Annotated in this window: 11 protein-coding genes; 8 read left to right on the plus strand and 3 right to left on the minus strand. The window is 52.3% G+C overall.

Features of this window, described 5'->3' with window-relative positions:
• The first annotated feature begins 171 nt into the window (after window positions 1-171).
• The 3 genes from H7U12_RS22030 (at window position 172) to H7U12_RS22040 (ending at window position 3,776) form a co-directional block, all read left to right on the plus strand.
• The gene (locus H7U12_RS22030) at window positions 172-933 is read left to right on the plus strand and encodes a LexA family transcriptional regulator (RefSeq protein WP_186642078.1); all 762 of its coding nucleotides are present in this window, start codon (window positions 172-174) and stop codon (window positions 931-933) included.
• A gap of 145 nt (window positions 934-1,078) precedes the next feature.
• Window positions 1,079-1,795: a pirin family protein gene (locus H7U12_RS22035; protein ID WP_186642079.1), complete on the plus strand. Its 717-nt coding sequence runs from the start codon at window positions 1,079-1,081 to the stop codon at window positions 1,793-1,795.
• 769 nt (window positions 1,796-2,564) lie between these two features.
• Window positions 2,565-3,776, plus strand: a complete 1,212-nt coding sequence (locus H7U12_RS22040) for a zinc dependent phospholipase C family protein (protein WP_186642080.1) — start codon at window positions 2,565-2,567, stop codon at window positions 3,774-3,776.
• A gap of 110 nt (window positions 3,777-3,886) precedes the next feature.
• Here H7U12_RS22040 and rmuC read toward each other — a convergent pair whose 3' ends face one another.
• Window positions 3,887-5,260, minus strand: coding sequence for a DNA recombination protein RmuC (gene rmuC, locus H7U12_RS22045; RefSeq protein ID WP_186642081.1), 1,374 nt, complete (start codon window positions 5,258-5,260; stop codon window positions 3,887-3,889).
• 405 nt (window positions 5,261-5,665) lie between these two features.
• On the opposite strand from rmuC, the gene H7U12_RS22050 reads away from it, so the two are divergent.
• The 3 genes from H7U12_RS22050 (at window position 5,666) to H7U12_RS22060 (ending at window position 8,505) form a co-directional block, all read left to right on the plus strand.
• The gene (locus tag H7U12_RS22050) at window positions 5,666-6,136 is read left to right on the plus strand and encodes a DUF2062 domain-containing protein (protein WP_186642082.1); all 471 of its coding nucleotides are present in this window, start codon (window positions 5,666-5,668) and stop codon (window positions 6,134-6,136) included.
• 246 nt (window positions 6,137-6,382) lie between these two features.
• Window positions 6,383-7,690, plus strand: coding sequence for a cytochrome P450 (locus tag H7U12_RS22055; protein ID WP_186642083.1), 1,308 nt, complete (start codon window positions 6,383-6,385; stop codon window positions 7,688-7,690).
• 341 nt (window positions 7,691-8,031) lie between these two features.
• Entirely contained in the window at window positions 8,032-8,505 is a 474-nt protein-coding gene (locus H7U12_RS22060) for a DUF4920 domain-containing protein (RefSeq protein ID WP_186642084.1), read from the plus strand.
• Between the two features lie 162 nt (window positions 8,506-8,667).
• On the opposite strand, the gene H7U12_RS22065 is transcribed toward H7U12_RS22060, so the two are convergent.
• The gene (locus H7U12_RS22065) at window positions 8,668-11,583 is read right to left on the minus strand and encodes a PD-(D/E)XK nuclease family protein (protein WP_186642085.1); all 2,916 of its coding nucleotides are present in this window, start codon (window positions 11,581-11,583) and stop codon (window positions 8,668-8,670) included.
• Between the two features lie 180 nt (window positions 11,584-11,763).
• Here H7U12_RS22065 and H7U12_RS22070 point away from each other — a divergent pair, with 180 nt between their 5' ends.
• Window positions 11,764-12,435: a metallophosphoesterase gene (locus tag H7U12_RS22070; RefSeq protein ID WP_186642086.1), complete on the plus strand. Its 672-nt coding sequence runs from the start codon at window positions 11,764-11,766 to the stop codon at window positions 12,433-12,435.
• A 745-nt stretch (window positions 12,436-13,180) separates the two neighbouring features.
• On the opposite strand, the gene H7U12_RS22075 is transcribed toward H7U12_RS22070, so the two are convergent.
• On the minus strand, window positions 13,181-14,974 hold the full coding sequence (locus H7U12_RS22075) for a DUF885 domain-containing protein (protein ID WP_186642087.1): 1,794 nt from the start codon (window positions 14,972-14,974) through the stop codon (window positions 13,181-13,183).
• A gap of 290 nt (window positions 14,975-15,264) precedes the next feature.
• Here H7U12_RS22075 and H7U12_RS22080 point away from each other — a divergent pair, with 290 nt between their 5' ends.
• The gene (locus H7U12_RS22080; protein WP_186642088.1) at window positions 15,265-16,059 is read left to right on the plus strand and encodes a thymidylate synthase; all 795 of its coding nucleotides are present in this window, start codon (window positions 15,265-15,267) and stop codon (window positions 16,057-16,059) included.
• The last annotated feature ends 141 nt before the right edge of the window (window positions 16,060-16,200 follow it).

Below are 16,200 nucleotides of genomic sequence, written 5' to 3' on the forward strand. Positions count from 1 at the left end.
CCCTCATGCCTTTATATAAAAGATGTGCGCGGCACCTTACCAAAAATAATGATAACAATCATTTTCTGAAGAGAAAAAAATGGGCGCGAAAGAAATTAAGATGCCAATAATTTTAGTTGTTTGCTAAAGAATTAGTACTTTTACTTTGTAAAACAACCTATCCACTTTCCTATGCTGAGCACTAACCTGAAATATCTAAGAAAGCAACTCAATCTGACCCAGGTACAGCTGGCCGAAAAGCTGGAGATAAAGCGATCCTTGATAGGTGCCTATGAAGAAGGGAGAGCGGAGCCTAAGCTGGCCACGTTGATGAAGATGGCGCAGGTGTTCCAATTGTCAGTAGATGAGTTAATCAATCCTGATCTGCCCAACACATTCAAGTCTGGTTCTTCCAAGCGCCAGTCCAACGTAAAAGTGCTGTCTATCACCGTTGATTCACAGGACCGCGAGAACATAGAGCTGGTGCCGTACAAAGCGAGCGCCGGTTACCTGAATGGCTACTCTGACCCAGAGTTCATGGAAGAACTTCCTAAGTTCAGGTTGCCCATGATCCAAAGCCCTGGTACGTACAGAGCTTTTGAAATCAAAGGTGATTCCATGCTTCCTATTCCGTCCGGGACGGTAATTGTGGGTAGGTACGTGGAGCAGTGGCAGGAGATCAAAGACGGAACGCCTTGCATTGTGGTGAGCCTGCAGGAAGGGATCGTCTTCAAGCGGATCTACCATCAGCAGAAACAAACGGCCTTGCGCCTGCACTCTGACAACCCCAGCTACGCGCCCTATGATGTGGCCTTAGATGAGATTGTAGAACTCTGGGAAGCGAAAGCTTACATCAGCACTACCTTCCCGATGGCGGAGATCTCTCTGGATAAACTGACGTCCCTGGTTCTGGACCTGCAACAGGAAGTAAAGAAACTGAAGACTAGCAAGTAATCTATCATTGGTCAGGATAAGGCTGTTTAGGGGCTGTTTTCAGGAAAACAGCCCCTAAACAGCCTTATTATTTATATAGGAAACGCAGAATAAACCTCAGGGGCAAGGGTACGTATTTATCAAGTGAACATCAACTCCCTATCTCATGATCAAAGTGATTTCCGCCTCAGATAGACACCACGCCTCCCACGGTTGGCTCGATTCTTACTTCCTCTTTTCTTTCTCAGACTACTATGATATGGATAACGTGCAATGGGGACCCCTTCGGGTTTTCAACGACGACTATATCAAAGCCAACAGCGGTTTCCCGGAGCACTCGCACTCAGAGATGGAGATTGTCACCATTGTGCTGGAAGGGGAGGTGACCCACAAAGACAGCTTGGGCAATGACACGGTCATAAGAGCCGGCGAGGTGCAACGCATGACCACCGGCACGGGCGTAAGCCATTCTGAGCACAACAGCACCGACCAGGACCTGCACCTTTACCAGCTCTGGTTTTTCCCGAACAAGAAAGGGCTTACCCCCAGCTACGAGCAGAAGGCCATTGACTTCACCGACGAAAAGAACGAACTGATTCCGTTGGTAACCGGGCAGAAGGTGCTGGAAGACGTGGTGTATATCAATTCCAATTCCACCATCTACTACGCCAACCTGAAGGAAGGAAAAGAAATAGACTTCAAGACATTCCCCATCCGGAAGGGGCTGATCTACGTGACCACCGGTGAACTGTTTGTCAACGGAATACAAGTCCAGAAAAATGACCAAGTACGTTCCTCTGATGTGGATGCCTTGCGCATCAAAGCCTCCGCTGACAGTACTTTTATCTTAATCGATTTACCGGGGGTAGAGGCGAATTATTAATTAATCAACTTCATAAACGTAAAGGCGCATCCATACGGTGCGCCTTTACGTTTTAGGCCCTTTTCACGAAAACAGGCCAAAAACCCATGTTGTAGAATTTGGTCTTATCTCATACCAGCTTTTCAAGCAATCACCTTCCAGCTTTTCAAGCAATCACTTTCAAGCTTTCAATAAGCTCCTCAAACTTTAAATAATTACCTCCAGTTTTCAATTAAACTCCTAAAGCAAAGATCAGGCTTTCTAAAACAGATCAGACAATTCAGCTGAATTCTGACAACCCAGCCGCCATTGTTGGTGTTCTCACCAACAATCCAGCCTCAGGCACCTTACAAGTTGCGAATAATGTCTGCAAGAGCAGCGGTTGCACAATTAGCTTTACTGAAAAAGCTTTATAGATTGAAATACTTTCCTGCTAATCCAGTCTCACTAGAATAAGTCTTTAATCTATTGCAAAGAAGGAAACTTGCGCCTCTCTAAAATGGTAAGTCTCTGTTTCAAGGCTCCTTTATCAAAAACACTCCTATAACGCCAGTTTAAGCGGATGCTTGCACCAGGCAATATCCCGTTCAACCACTAAGATTTAGTAACTCTATGCAGGCTCAATATCAGGTGCTAATCGATAGAAATTGCTCCGTACTTGCCGCTTGATCTATAATCCGTATTTGACGTAAGACTGGAAACATGTGCGGGTATTCACCTTGCCGCAAGAAGAAGCTGCCTTATGTCTATTCATCGGTTCATTTTGTGTTTTTGGGCTCTTTTTACAATTATGGCCCTAAAACCTCTGGAGAGTACCGCCTACGGAGTGCTGACGCATCAGGCCATTATAGATGTCGCCTGGAAGCCGTCTCTTGTGCCTTTGTTGAAGAAGAAATTCCCGGAGGCCACTCCTGAGCAACTGCAGCAAGCACATGCTCACGCTTACGGCGGAGCCATTATTCAAGACATGGGCTACTATCCCTTCGGAAACACGTTCTTCACAGATCTGACCCACTATGTGAGGAGCGGCGACTTTATCATCGCCTTACTGGAGGAAGCGCACACCTTAAATGAATATGCCTTTGGACTGGGAGCCCTGGCCCATTATTACGCCGATAATTACGGTCATCCTTTAGGCACCAACCTCTCCGTTCCGTTGGTGTACCCTGAGATGAAAGCAACCCACGGCACCAGTGTCACCTATGAAGAAAACCCACTGGCCCACGTGAAAATGGAGTTTGGGTTTGATGTGCTGCAGGTTGCCCGCGGAAATTACGCCCCGGAAGCGTACCGGGACTTCATAGGCTTTGAAGTAAGCCAAGAGTCGCTGGAGCGGGCTTTCCAAAAAACGTATGGTTTGAAGTTGGGTAGCCTGTTTGTAAACCTAAAGTTGACCATCGGGTCATTCCGCCGCTCGGTAAGCACCCTGATCCCCAGTCTGACCAAAGCCGCCTGGAACCTGAAAGCTTCTGACATCAGAGCCGCAAAACCGAGCACTACCCGTCGGGAGTACCTGTATAGAATCAGGAAAACGGACTACCACCAAAAATGGGGGAGAGAGTACCAGCAGCCCAACCTGTTTCAGAAAGCATTGAGTTGGTTGTTGCGCGTGTTGCCTAAGATAGGGCCAAACCGTGCGCTGTCGTTCAAACCACCCACTCCCGCCGCCGAAAAGCTTTTCATGGAGAGTTTCAATGTCACTTCGCAGCAGTATAGCTCTGGTCTGCTGAAACTATCTTCCACCATCACCACTTTGTCCAACACAGATTTAGACACCGGCGACCGCACCAAACTTGGCAACTACGGCAAAGCCGATGAAACCTATGCCGCCTGGTTAGAGAAATTAGACAAAGAAGAATTCGCCACCCTCACGCCAGAAATGAAAAAGAACTTACTCCAATTCTACTCAAAAGCTCCCACCCCCAAACAGCAGGATAAAAAGACCCAAGAAGAGTGGGAGAAAACGAAAGCTTTATTGACGAAAGTGAAAGCACTGAATTAAATCAATCATTTTGTGCTGTAAACTAACCGGAACGTAAAAGAGGCAGCTATGAAAGTAGCTGCCTCTTTTCTTACTTTCCTTTCAAGGTTCTGTCTTCGATAACTCAACCTTTAACTATTCGCCTCTTCTAGGTTCTCTTCCTCCAGAGGATTTGTCTCCAGTAAGTGCTCCGCTACTGAGGGAGCGTTTTGAAGCCATTGGGTTTCCATGGTTTTGCTGGTGCGGGCGCCCAACTTTTTGAGCAGTTCTACCTTCTTCAGCAGATTTCCGTTTCCTTCGGAGAGCTTGTTCATGGCGGCATGGTATTTCTGCTGGCTCCGGTCCAGGTTTACGCCGATGTCTTTTAAGTCTTCCAGGAAATTGGCGAATTTGTCGTACAGCTTGCCGCTTTCTTCGGCAATGCGCAGGACGTTGCGTTTCTGGCTTTCCTGTTTCCAAACGCTGGCCACGGTTCTGAGGGTGGCCAATAGGGTAGAAGTGGTCACGAACACGATGTTCCTGTCCAGCGCCTCCAGAAAAAGATCCCGGTCGTGCTGGATGGCTAGGTTGAAGGCCGGCTCAATAGGAATGTACATCAGCACGAAATCGGGGGAGTGGATGCCGTGCAGGAACTGGTAGTTCTTGCGGCTCAAATCTGAAAAGTGGGTCCTGATGGCTTGGACATGACTTTTCAGATAGACCTGCTGTTGTCCTTCATCTTCGCAGTTGCAATACGCATCATACGCCACCAAACTTACTTTGGAATCAATGATCAGGTGCTTGTTGTCGGGTAGGTCCACGATCACATCGGGCCGGAACACTTTAGCGTCATCGTGTTGGAGGACCTGCTCGCGCCGGTAGTGGACGTTCCGTTCCAGGCCAGATTTCTCCAGCAGGTTTTCCAGCAGGTACTCGCCCCAGTTGCCCTGCGCTTTTTTCTCGCCCCGCAAAGCCTTGGTCAAGTTCAGGGCATCCTGGCTCATCTGCTGGTTCAGGCTGGCCATGTAGGTGATCTGTTCCTTAAGAGAAGTGCTGTCCTTCAGGGTTTTCTCATACGTTTGCTCCACCTTGTTCTCGAATTCCTTGATGCGCTCTTTCAGCGGAGATAAGACCTGCTCCAGATTCTCAGCGGAGGTTTTCCGGAAGTGCTCGGCGTTGGTGACCAGTACCTGATTAGACACTTGCGTGAATTGCTGCATGAACGTTTCGCGGAGGTGCGACAGCTCGGCGCGTTCATCGGAGAGCTTCTGCTTCAGGTGGTAGATGTCGTTTTCAGCGCGGGTGACCTCGGCGTGCAGTTCCATCACCTTGCTGTTCTCCCGGCGAAGCTGCTCCTGCAGCTTCTGCATTTCGGCCTGGGCCGCTTCCTGCTGCTTGAGGGCGAAGGCTTTGTCTGCTTCCTGGTTTTGGAGCGAAGTCCGGAGGGCGGCTAACTTGCCTTGGACCAGAAAATAGGCGAGAATGGCACCAATCAGAAATGAAAGAAGGGCAAGCGTTATGTCCATGGCAGAGCAGCTATATCAGGTGAAGGAACATCTAAAGATACGGCAAAAGTGCCCAAGCCTAAAATTTTTTGCAATTAGTAATAGGGTTAGCAAGGGAGTTGGCTGTCACTAGTGAGAAGCTGCCTTATTTTTGATCGAACAAATGGAAAAGTACGTGGTTACTTCTGGAGGTTTCGGGTATTAATAGAGTATCGGAACTGATAGCTGCGGAAGGAGATTTTTGCGGTGGCAAGGAGTTGAACGGGAGCGAGGTAGCGGCGGCAACAGGGTATCCTGAAATTAAGGAACTATATTTCCTTTTCAGGGGATGAAAGCGCAACTTTCGGCGTTAGTTCCGTAAGGCAGGGTGAAGTACTGGAAAACGATTTGTATTTGAGAAACGTGTTACTATCAAGAAAAGTAGGAGTGAAGCAATTTATACGCCGCAAGCTGTGGGAGCCGGTGCTGGAATTAGTGAAGCAAGGCATCACTCCGCACCAGTTGGCGTTGACCATAACCCTGGGCGCGGGTTTCGGGATGGTTCCTTTTCTGGGGCTGACCACCTTGTTATGTACTTTCTGGGCCATCCGGTTCCGGCTCAACGTGGCGTTTACCATTCTCATCGGGTACATCATGCAGCCCGTGCAGCTCGCCTTGTATGTTCCTTTTGTGGATCTGGGCCAGAGTATTTTCCCGGTGACACCCATTCCGTTCTCGCTGGACAAACTTACCAGCATGTTCCGGGCCGATTGGCTCAATGCGCTGCAACAACTTTGGTTGGCTAATCTGGTGGGCATCATGGCCTGGCTGCTGTGCTTTATCCCGTTCGGGTTTGCCGTGTATTTCTCCAGCCGCAAGGTGTTGCACCGGGTGCTTCCCGTCCAGCAAGTGGCCTAACGTTTTCGGCCTGTTTTTCAGAATCTGGCTTCAAAACCGTCTTTCAATCTTCCTTTCTTATCCGGGGTGAACAACGGCGCCGCTTCTAAACGGAAGCTGTGGTTTATACCCTTTTTTCTGGCGGATTCAGGGTTAAAGGAACACCCGGTCTTTCTATGCGTACGATTTACCTGAGCTTTCCAGCCTGCGGTGAACGTTGACGTTTTCTGCGGATGGTAGCCATCGTTTCATCAAATACGCAAGTTCATGACCACAATTCCGCAAGAGAAAGTGTTGGACAATTCTATTCGTCTGCTGCTGGAAGGGTTTCCTTTCATTCAGAACCGGGTAGAGCGGTTCAACTCCAATATTTTCAAGACCAGAATCCTGTTTCAGAACGTCATTTGCCTGCACGGTGAAGAGGCCGCCAAGATCTTTTATGATCCCGATAAGTTCATGCGCCTGGGGGCTATCCCCAACCGGATTCAGAATACCCTGATGGGGAAAGACGCCATCCAGACTTTGGATGGAGCCGCGCACCTGCACCGTAAAGCCATGTTCATGTCTTTGATGACCCCAGACAGCCTGCACCAGATCAACCGGCTCATGTCGCAGCAGTGGCAACGGTACATCAAGAAGTGGGAGCAGATGGAGCAAGTGGTGCTCTTTGAGGAGGTGCAGGATCTTCTGTGTCGCGTGGCCTGTGCCTGGACCGGGGTGCCGCTCAAAGAAAAAGAAGTTCGTAAACGGGCCCAGGATTTTACCGCCATGGTAGACGCTTTCGGGGCCGTGGGACCAAGGCACATGCGCGGCCGGAAAGCCCGCAAAAGAGCGGAGAAGTGGATTGAGAAAGTCATCCAGCAGATCAGGAAGGGCGATTTAGAAGTGCCAGACGGTTCCCCTGCCCACGTGATGGCGTTTCACCGCGACCATGATGACAACTTGCTGGATAAGCACATGGCGGCGGTGGAGCTGATCAACCTGCTAAGGCCAATCGTGGCCATTGCCACGTACATCACATTTGGCGCTTTGGCGATGCACGATCATCCGGTGGCGCAGCGCAAAATTGCAGATGATGAAGAGAACTACGTAGAGTGGTTTGTGCAGGAAGTGCGCCGCTTTTATCCTTTCGGTCCGTTTTTGGGAAATCGGGTCAAAAATGACTTCAGCTGGGGCGGGCACGATTTCAAGAAAGGCACCCTGGTTTTCCTGGACATCTACGGCACCCTGCACGACCCTAACATCTGGGAGCACCCTCATGAATTCTACCCGTACCGCTTCAAGCACTGGAAAGGCAGTCCCTTCGATCTGATTCCGCAGGGCGGCGGCGATCATTTCTCCGGCCACCGCTGCGCCGGCGAGTGGGTGACCATTGAAGCCATGAAAGTGTCCATGGTGTACCTGGCCAAGCACATGACCTACGAGGTGCCTCAGCAGGATTTGAGTTACAGTCTAGTGCGGATGCCCACGCGGCCCAAAAGCAACTTCATCATCACCAACGTGAAAGCGAACGAACTGCCCACCCAGGTGGATAGAACCGTTCTCTCCAAGTGCCCTTTCCATCACACTGCCTGATGGTAAAGGTTTGCTGAAAAGCGGAGGGTGTAAATTCCTTTAAGACAACGTGCTTACGTTTCGGGCCTGGTTTTCAGAAATCCGACCCGAAACGTTTCCGGGCACTAACGAGGTCTGAAGGCAGATGCTTCGTTCACGGGAGAAGAATCGGCTTGCCGTTTTAAGGGTGTTTATCAAAAACAGGCGGAAAACGGAAAGTTCCTTTCAGGAGTAGGGTTAACCCCCAAAGTAGATGTCTATCAGGAAAATAAGCCTAAAAGGTGCCGAAGAAAGTTGGAGCTTAAAAAGGAACAAGCTAACTTTTAGGCCATTTCTCACTCACGTAAACCTTCCGTTTCCAAATGAAGTCATTCTTAACGCTGGCAGTGGTCTTCTCCTTCAGCACCCTTTCCTTTGCTCAAAGTGATATCCCATCGGCTAAGCCCGGAGTCCAGTACGGCAAAAAAGTAAAAGCGGCAAAGGCCGTGTCGGCGGATAAACTGGCGCAGAAAGTTACCCCAGAGGCACCGTTCGCGGGTCAGATGGAGGGTACCGTGGTGGAAGTCTGCAAAAAGAAAGGCTGCTTCATGAAACTGGCCCGGGAGAACGGCGAGTCCATCATGGTGAAGTTCACTGATTATGCCTTTTTCATGCCGCAGGACATTGTAGGCAAGAAAGTAGTGCTGGAAGGAACGGCTACCATGAAGGAAACCTCGATGGAGCGCTTGCAGCACTTCGCCGAAGACGCCGGTAAAAGCAAAGAGGAGATTGCCAAAATCACTAAACCTGTGCAGGAAATAGAGATCACCGCTGATGGCGTGCTGGTGGTGAAGTAAAGCACGAAGGAGCTTTTTGGTGCCAGAACAGGACAGCCGGAAAGCCGTCCTGTTCTGGCCTGACTTGCCTTTACCAAAACTGCCCTTTACGCATTAACGTCATTACCGTACCTGCTTTTTGGGGCCGATTTCAGGAAATCGGCCCCAAAAAGCAGGTTTGTGTTAGCCACGGGCGCAGATGCTTTTATAGGCGCAGTATTGGCAGGTCTCCAGATCATTGGTCTTCCGGATGGGTTCCTCAGGGTCCAGCATCCGGAAGACCAATTCTTTTAAAAGCCGTTCAGAGGTTTCCATGAAATCAGCGGGCGCTCCGGCGGCGTCTATGAAGGGAAGATCAGAAGTGAGCACCCCCGCGCCCAGGTTCCGGAACGAGATGATGCCTGCCTCAAAGTCATAACTCGATTTGGGCAGGTTCAGGACCTTGCTTTCCAGTAGACTGCCTTTCTGGATCTCTTTGGCCAGAATGTAGCGGTACAGCCAGAGTTGGCGCACTTTGTCCAGATGGCGGTCGTGGAGCAGGGTGGTTTCCAGATCTTCGGGGTTCACCTTCAAGTTACGGGCCTCTACTTTCCCGGTTTTATAGTCAATTACGCGCAGGGTGTGGCCGCTGAGATCAATGCGGTCGGCTTTTCCGGCGATGCGCACGGGCACCTTTTCGCCGGAAGGCAGCTTCACGTCCAGCTCGGTGAGCAGCGTTTCTTCCAGTTGCAGGATGTACAGCGGCAGTTCCTCTGATGCTTGCAGGTTCTCCAGATAACGGGTCAACAGCTGCACGGCCACTTGGTACAGAATCAGGTTCATGCCCTGTTCGGGCAGGTTGCCCAGCGTACCGCGCTTGAACTCCAGTTGCACCTTCTTGGGCAGATTCGCCAGCATCACGGCCACATCAGCTGGCTGGATGGGCTTGGCTTCCTCAGCGAACGGCCGGAAATAATCTTCCAGCACCTGGTGCACAATCGTCCCGAAGGTATCGGCACCCACCAGTTCATCAATCTCGTCCACTTCCTCCAGCTTGGCAATCCGGCTGAAATAATATTGCAGCGTGCAGTTCACGTACTGGTTCAGGTGCGAAGGATAGAGCCCGCGCCGGAGTTGCTCTTTCAGTTTGCCCAGCACCACCTCGTCTTTCTGAATGATGATGTCCGGCTCGTATTCTTTCGTGTCCAGCTGCTCCACCACCGCCGTCAACTCCCGGAACTTGATGTTGGGATTCCGGAGCGCCAGGTCGTGCTGCAACTGCAGAATGAAGCGGCTTTTCTCGCCGGAGCCGTACGTGTCTGAGGGCAGCACGTAGAGCAGGTTCACGCGTTTGGCGCGCTGCAACAGCCGGTAGAAGTAATACGAAGTAATGCTCTCTTGCTCAGCGTAGGTAGGCAGCCCGAACGTGCGCAACACATCATACGGGAACAGCGAGTTCTGCTTCTTAGGCTGAGGCAGCACGTTCTCATTCACGCTAAGGATGATGAGGTTCTCAAAATCCAGGGCGCGGGTCTCCAGCATCCCCATGACCTGCGTGGGGGAAATCGGTTCACCGCTGAACGGGAGCTTTGTGCTACTGATCTGCTCGTAAAGGAACTTCTTGAAACTGCGCACCGAGATCTTGTGCTCGCGGCAGTCAAACAAAGAATCCAGCCGCTTCACGATGGTGTACAGAATGAAGAGGTACTCCGTTTCGATGGGATTTTCAGATTCCACCCTATAAATGCGTCCCAGTGCGTCCACCAGGTGGTACAGGGTGTCAATGAGGTCGGTGCAGTCGTTCCAGGTCCGGAAGAGGGTGATGAACATCGGGTGCTCGCGGCCCAGCTGGATGATCTCCTGTGCGGTGAGCAGCACGCTGTTGCGCTGCACCATCTCGTCCAGCACGTGTTGGAACAGGTCCAGGTCGGTTTCGCGCTCCGCGATGCTGTTCAGGTACTGCTCGTAGCGGCGCAGAAAAGGGTGCTGCAACAGTTTGGTGACGGCCAGGTGGTGGTAGCGATTTACTTTGTAGCCGGTGTCAGTGGGTTGCACAACGCCCGTGAGGTGCACTTCAAACAGCAGATCCACCAGGTTGAACAGGGGTGTGCCTTTGAACGAGAGACCCATGGTGACGTTGTAATCCGAGACTTCGTCTGAGATGGAGTGCAGCACCGGCAGGAGCAGGGTTTCGTCCGGCAACACGATGGCGATCTCCGCTTTGGGGTCCTTTTCCCGAATCTCGCGCAAAAGCTGCCCGGCAATCTTGCCCTGCATGCTGGCGTTGGCCACACCAATGGCGTTGATTTCCTTCGTGTCTTGCAGGAGCAGGTTCTGTTGCCAGTTCCACTCGGGCAGCGGCCACTTGGCTTTGTAGCGTTTCAGGAAATGACCGGCCCGTTTGTCAGACTCCGGGGCCATGTAGTAGTCATCGGAATCAAAGAAAACATCGGCTTTGCCGGCTTCCAGCAGCGTCTGGATGATCTTCTGCTCGGCGTTGCTCAGGGCGTTCAGTCCCACGAACACGTACCGGAAACAGCCTTTGTCGCTCTGCGCGATGTCTTTGATGCGGCTGGCCACCATCCGGAAGGCCATGCCGGTATACGCCTGCTTGTCTTTGGCGAGCTTCTCGCGCAGGGCGTGGTAAGTCTGCTCCAGATTCACCCACAGCTGGAAATACTGCTTCACGTTGGCCGTGGGCACGCTGCTGCCCGGCTTGGCGGGGTCCCAGCGCTCCAGGGCCTTGGCCTCGCTCAAGTACTCAAATACCGCCTTGGGGTCTACCAGCTCCATGTCCATGCGCGAGAAATCCTCCAGCAGCGTAGCCGACCAGCCCACAAACTGGTCGAAGTCCAGCTTCGGATCGAAGCGCAGCATGATGTCATACAGGTCCAGTTGCAGGTGCAGCGGCTCCAGCACGTCCACGTTGGCCATGTTGCAGACAAACTCCTCCATGGAGTAAATCTGCGGCGACCAGATGCCGGTGGGCGCCGCCTGCGCCAGGGCGTTCTTGAAGTACAGGGTGGCCCGGCGCGTGGGCAGCACAATGCACAGGTCGCTCAGTTGCTCGGTGTAGGTCTGGTAGATGTGTTCAGCGGTTTGCCGAAGGAAGGATTGCATGGCGCGGGGCAGTATCTGGTAGCACGTTTCAAGAAGCAAGTTACAACCATTTTAGCCCTGTTTTCCGGAAAACAGCCCCAAAACACATTTTCTCTCGTTTGCCGCCAATTAGGTGGCCCACGAGACCGATGTAAATTTCCCAGCTTCGTACTACCTTATTTATCCTTAGCTGCCGGAACCATGAGCCGATACGCCATTTCAGACATTCACGGGTGCCTTGCCACTTTCCGGTACCTGGTAGAGGAGGAGCTGAAGCTTCAGCCCACTGACACGCTGTACCTGCTGGGCGACTACATTGACCGCGGTCCCGACTCCAAGGGAGTGATCGATTTTATTCTGGAACTCCGCGAAAAGGGATATCCTGTCATCACCCTCTGCGGGAACCACGAGGAGCTGATGCTGCAAGCCCGTAAAGAACCTGAGTACCCGGAAATCTGGCTGCACAACGGTGGAGTAGAGACCCTGAAAAGCTTTGACACCCTCTCGCTGGAAGCAATCCCAGCCAAGTACTGGACCTTTCTGGAGGAACTAGAACTCTACGTAGAACTGGATGACTACCTGCTGGTGCACGCAGGATTTGACTTCAGCCTGCCCAACCCGTTCACCGACCGGCGTTCCATGCTTTGGATCCGGGACTTTGAGGTTGATAAAACCGTGCTGGGCACCCGAAAGATTGTCCACGGCCACACGCCCACCTACCTCACCGACATCCAGGCCTCGCTCCAGGAACCCTTAGAAGACGACCTCAACATTGACGGCGGATGTGTGTTCACCAGTCGCCTAGGCTACCTCACCGCCCTGAACCTGGATACCCTGAAACTTCACGCCGTAGCTAATAGGGAAGGTAAGTAATGAGAGAGGTGAAGCGGCATAAGTTGTGGTTGATGAGAATAACACCAACGGCGAAAACTGAAGTGTGAACGGCGCGTGAAGAGTTAGAACCAAAGCGAGGAAGTAGAGGTTGATTGGGCCGTTTCTGCTCAAGTTATGTTTTAAGGCCGATTTCCTGAAAACAGGTCCAAAACACCTTATGAGCCTCACGGCTCACTGAAGTTTCAAACTTCAGCTCATTTTAGGTCCAAGTTGGAAACTTGAACCAGTTCTATTTTTATAACTTAACGGCCCTACTCCCAGAATGGAATAATGCCCTGCCAAAAAAAGTTCCCCACCTTGGCTAAGGAGGGGTTGGGGGTGGTTCGCTGTCTCAGGTAGCAAGAACTTCCACTAAACGCACCGCTAGGAAGAGCCCAAAACCAGTCTTTCGGGTGAGCGCCTTTGTTTTAGACCTGGTGCCGCGCATGCGGCAGGCCTGCTGGCCAAGGCTAAAACAACAGCGCGAACCCGGAAGACGGGGCCTCGCGGCCGTGAGCGCACGGAGGGAAACCATGCAACAGCCAAGCGCATGCACCCACGCCAACAGCGGCCCTACGCCAGAGACAAACGAAAGGCATTCCCTAACTATTAAAAACCACTAATAAAGGCCAAGCCATCACCTTCAGCAACTCACCTTTAAAACCAAAAGCAACAAAAAAACGCCTGTAGGCGAACATCCCCACAGGCGTTTTTCAAACTATTATAGGCGTACGCCAACTCTTCTTTATTTCTTCTGCGCTTGCGCCCAGGCATCCATTTTCTTTTCCAGCACGCTGAGCGGCATAGTGCCGTCTTTGAGGAGCTCGTCATGGAAAGCAGCCAGTTTAAACTGATCGCCTAGTTCTTTCTCGTATTTCTCGCGGAGTTCCTTGATTTTGAGCTGGCCTATTTTGTAAGAAAGCGCCTGCGCGGGAGTAGCCATGTAGCGCTCGATCTCCGCGATGGCCCCTTCCTCCGAGATAGCTTCGTTGGCCATCATGTAGGCGATGGCTTCCTCGCGGGTCATGCCTTTGGTGTGCATGCCTACGTCTACCACCAGGCGCACGGCCCGGTGCATCTCATCCCCCAAGGCACCCATGTACTGGTACGGATCGGTGTAGAGGCCCAGTTCTTTGCCCAGTGACTCGGTGTACAGCGCCCAGCCTTCGCCGTAGGCGCCGTACCAGCTGAAGCGGCGGAACTTGGGTAAACTTTCGTTTTCCTGCTGCAGCGAGATCTGGTAATGGTGACCCGGAATGGCCTCGTGCAGAAACAGAGACTCCATGCCCGAGGTCGTGTTAAACTTGGTGGCCTCTAAGATGGGCACGTAGAAAATACCGGGACGGGTACCATCTGGAGAGCCCTGGTTGTATTCCGCGGAGGCAGAAGCTGCCCGGAACGCCTCGGTTTGCCGGATCTCGAACGGAGTTTTGGGCGTGCGGCCGAACATCTTCTGGAGGTTGGGCGCAATCTTGGTCTGGATTCCCCGGAAGGCGTTCAGCACCTCCTCGGGGGTCTTGTAAGGCGTGAATTTAGCGTCATTGCGCAGGTAGGTGAAGAACTGCTCCATGGTTCCTTTGAACCCCACCTGGTCTTTCACTTTCACCATCTCGCCGTTGATGCGTTTCACCTCCTGCTGCCCGGTTTTGTAAATGGCATCGGGCGATAAGTTGGTGGTGGTCCAGTATTTCACTAAGTACGCGTACTGGTCCTTGCCACCCGGAATTTCCTGGATGCCGGTGGTAGTACGCGCCTTGGGCAGATACTCCTGCTGTAGAAACGTGGCCAGTTTCTGATAAGTAGGCACTAACTGGGTGCTGATGGCTTCTTTGTACGCCTGCGTGAGGCGGGTACGGTCGGCGGCCGGAACCTCGGCGGGGAAATTCTGGATGGGGCCGTAGAACAGGCTTTCGGTGGGATCAGTGACCACCATGCTTTGCATCTGCGGAACCATCTTGGTCACCAGCGGTTTGGGCAGCACCACGCCCGCCGCCATGCCGCGGCGCAGGTTGCTGATGGCGCTATCGGCCCAGACGGTGAAGCCCTGCACGCGGCCCAGCCAGTTCTCGTAGTCTTTGGTGTTCTTGAACGGCTGGTTGCCCGTGCCCGAGCCCAGCTGCCCCATGGAGAGCGGCAAGCCCCAGAACTGCTGGAACGGGATCATCCAGGTATTGTGTTTGAGGCCTTCCAGCCGGGTTTTGGTCTCGTATTCAAAGATGTCGTAGCTGATCTGGTCGTTGGCGTTCAGGTCTTCGCGCTCAAACTGGTGCAGCTTGTCCTGGTACTGCTGGTAAAAGGTTTGTAGGCTGTCCCGGAACGACTGGGTATTGTCATTGGGCAGCAGGTGGTTGTAGCGGTTGTCGCCCTGGGCAGTGGCCTCCAGTGGAAAGAAGCGGGCGTTCTGCTCCCAGAAGTCTTCAAATAGGGTGAAGAGCTGGGAATTGTTGGCTACGTTGGCCGCCGCGGTAGAATCTGCCTTCTTTTGGCAGGAGGAGAGCAGCGCTCCGGCCACCAGGGCCGACAGCATCAGTTTTTTCATAGTGTTTTGTTTGTTCGTAGGTGCGGGCTCTAAGATAGATAACAAAAGGCAAGACCCGTTACTCCTCTTCCAACGGCTCTTAAAAAAAATGGGTGTCCGGATTAACCCCCTATTTTAGAGGTGTTTTCACGGAAATGGCCCCAAAACGCCCCAGCGGGTACGGCGGCAACTGGTTGTTCTGACTAGCCGAAGGGCCGCAGGACTTTACGATCTACCCTTTGGGAGTGGGCACTTTTTCCTATCTTCAAGCTTCTATTCTCAAACTTGAATTTACCTCCTTACTTGATATTATGCAGGCTTACTTAGATTTGATGCGCCACATTCTGGACAACGGCGTGAAGAAAGAAGACCGTACCGGCACCGGTACGTTGAGTGTGTTCGGTTACCAGATGCGGTTTAATTTGCAGGAGGGCTTCCCGCTGGTGACCACCAAGAAGGTGCACCTCAAGTCTATCATCTATGAACTGCTGTGGTTTCTGCGCGGCGAGACCAATGTGAAGTGGCTTCAGGAGCGGGGCGTGAGCATCTGGGATGAATGGGCCGATGCCAACGGCGACCTGGGGCCGGTGTACGGCTCCCAGTGGCGCTCCTGGCCCACGCCCGATGGCGGCCACATTGACCAGATTGCGCAGGTGATTGACCAGATCAAGCGCAACCCAGACAGCAGACGCCTCATTGTGAGCGCCTGGAACGTGGCCGAGGTCAACAACATGAAACTGCCGCCCTGCCACGCGTTCTTCCAGTTCTACGTAGCCGAGGGCAAACTAAGCTGCCAGCTTTACCAGCGTTCTGCCGATGTGTTCCTGGGCGTGCCCTTCAACATTGCGTCCTATGCGCTGCTCACCATGATGGTGGCGCAAGTCTGCGGTTTAGAATATGGCGAATTCATCTGGACCGGTGGCGATACGCACCTCTACACGAACCACCTGGAGCAAACCCAACTCCAACTCACCCGCGAGCCACGCCCGCTACCCAAAATGAAATTGAACCCTGAAGTGAAGGACATTTTCGGATTTGAATTTGAGGATTTCACGCTGGAAGAGTATCAGCCGTGGCCGGGGATTAAAGCGCCAGTGGCGGTGTAGGGAGATATTTAAGGTAAATTTTTTATTAATAATTATATATGAGAGCAAGTAATTCTAGGGCGTGTTGACAATTAGTGTAGCAGGATCATGGCTGCTGCTAGGAAAACGAATCCGGCAAAACTGCCGGCTGTCTTCTCGTAT

Source organism: Rufibacter sediminis, from assembly GCF_014269285.1.
GTDB classification, from domain to species: domain Bacteria; phylum Bacteroidota; class Bacteroidia; order Cytophagales; family Hymenobacteraceae; genus Nibribacter; species Nibribacter sediminis.

What these genes read in the sequence shown, in the direction of transcription:
- H7U12_RS22030 (WP_186642078.1), top strand. Translation starts at nt 172, where the DNA reads ATGCTGAGCACTAACCTGAAATATCTAAGAAAGCAACTCAATCTGACC.
- H7U12_RS22035 (WP_186642079.1), top strand. Translation starts at nt 1,079, where the DNA reads ATGATCAAAGTGATTTCCGCCTCAGATAGACACCACGCCTCCCACGGT.
- H7U12_RS22040 (WP_186642080.1), top strand. Translation starts at nt 2,565, where the DNA reads ATGGCCCTAAAACCTCTGGAGAGTACCGCCTACGGAGTGCTGACGCAT.
- rmuC (WP_186642081.1), bottom strand. Translation starts at nt 5,260, where the DNA reads ATGGACATAACGCTTGCCCTTCTTTCATTTCTGATTGGTGCCATTCTC.
- H7U12_RS22055 (WP_186642083.1), top strand. Translation starts at nt 6,383, where the DNA reads ATGACCACAATTCCGCAAGAGAAAGTGTTGGACAATTCTATTCGTCTG.
- H7U12_RS22060 (WP_186642084.1), top strand. Translation starts at nt 8,032, where the DNA reads ATGAAGTCATTCTTAACGCTGGCAGTGGTCTTCTCCTTCAGCACCCTT.
- H7U12_RS22065 (WP_186642085.1), bottom strand. Translation starts at nt 11,583, where the DNA reads ATGCAATCCTTCCTTCGGCAAACCGCTGAACACATCTACCAGACCTAC.
- H7U12_RS22070 (WP_186642086.1), top strand. Translation starts at nt 11,764, where the DNA reads ATGAGCCGATACGCCATTTCAGACATTCACGGGTGCCTTGCCACTTTC.
- H7U12_RS22075 (WP_186642087.1), bottom strand. Translation starts at nt 14,974, where the DNA reads ATGAAAAAACTGATGCTGTCGGCCCTGGTGGCCGGAGCGCTGCTCTCC.
- H7U12_RS22080 (WP_186642088.1), top strand. Translation starts at nt 15,265, where the DNA reads ATGCAGGCTTACTTAGATTTGATGCGCCACATTCTGGACAACGGCGTG.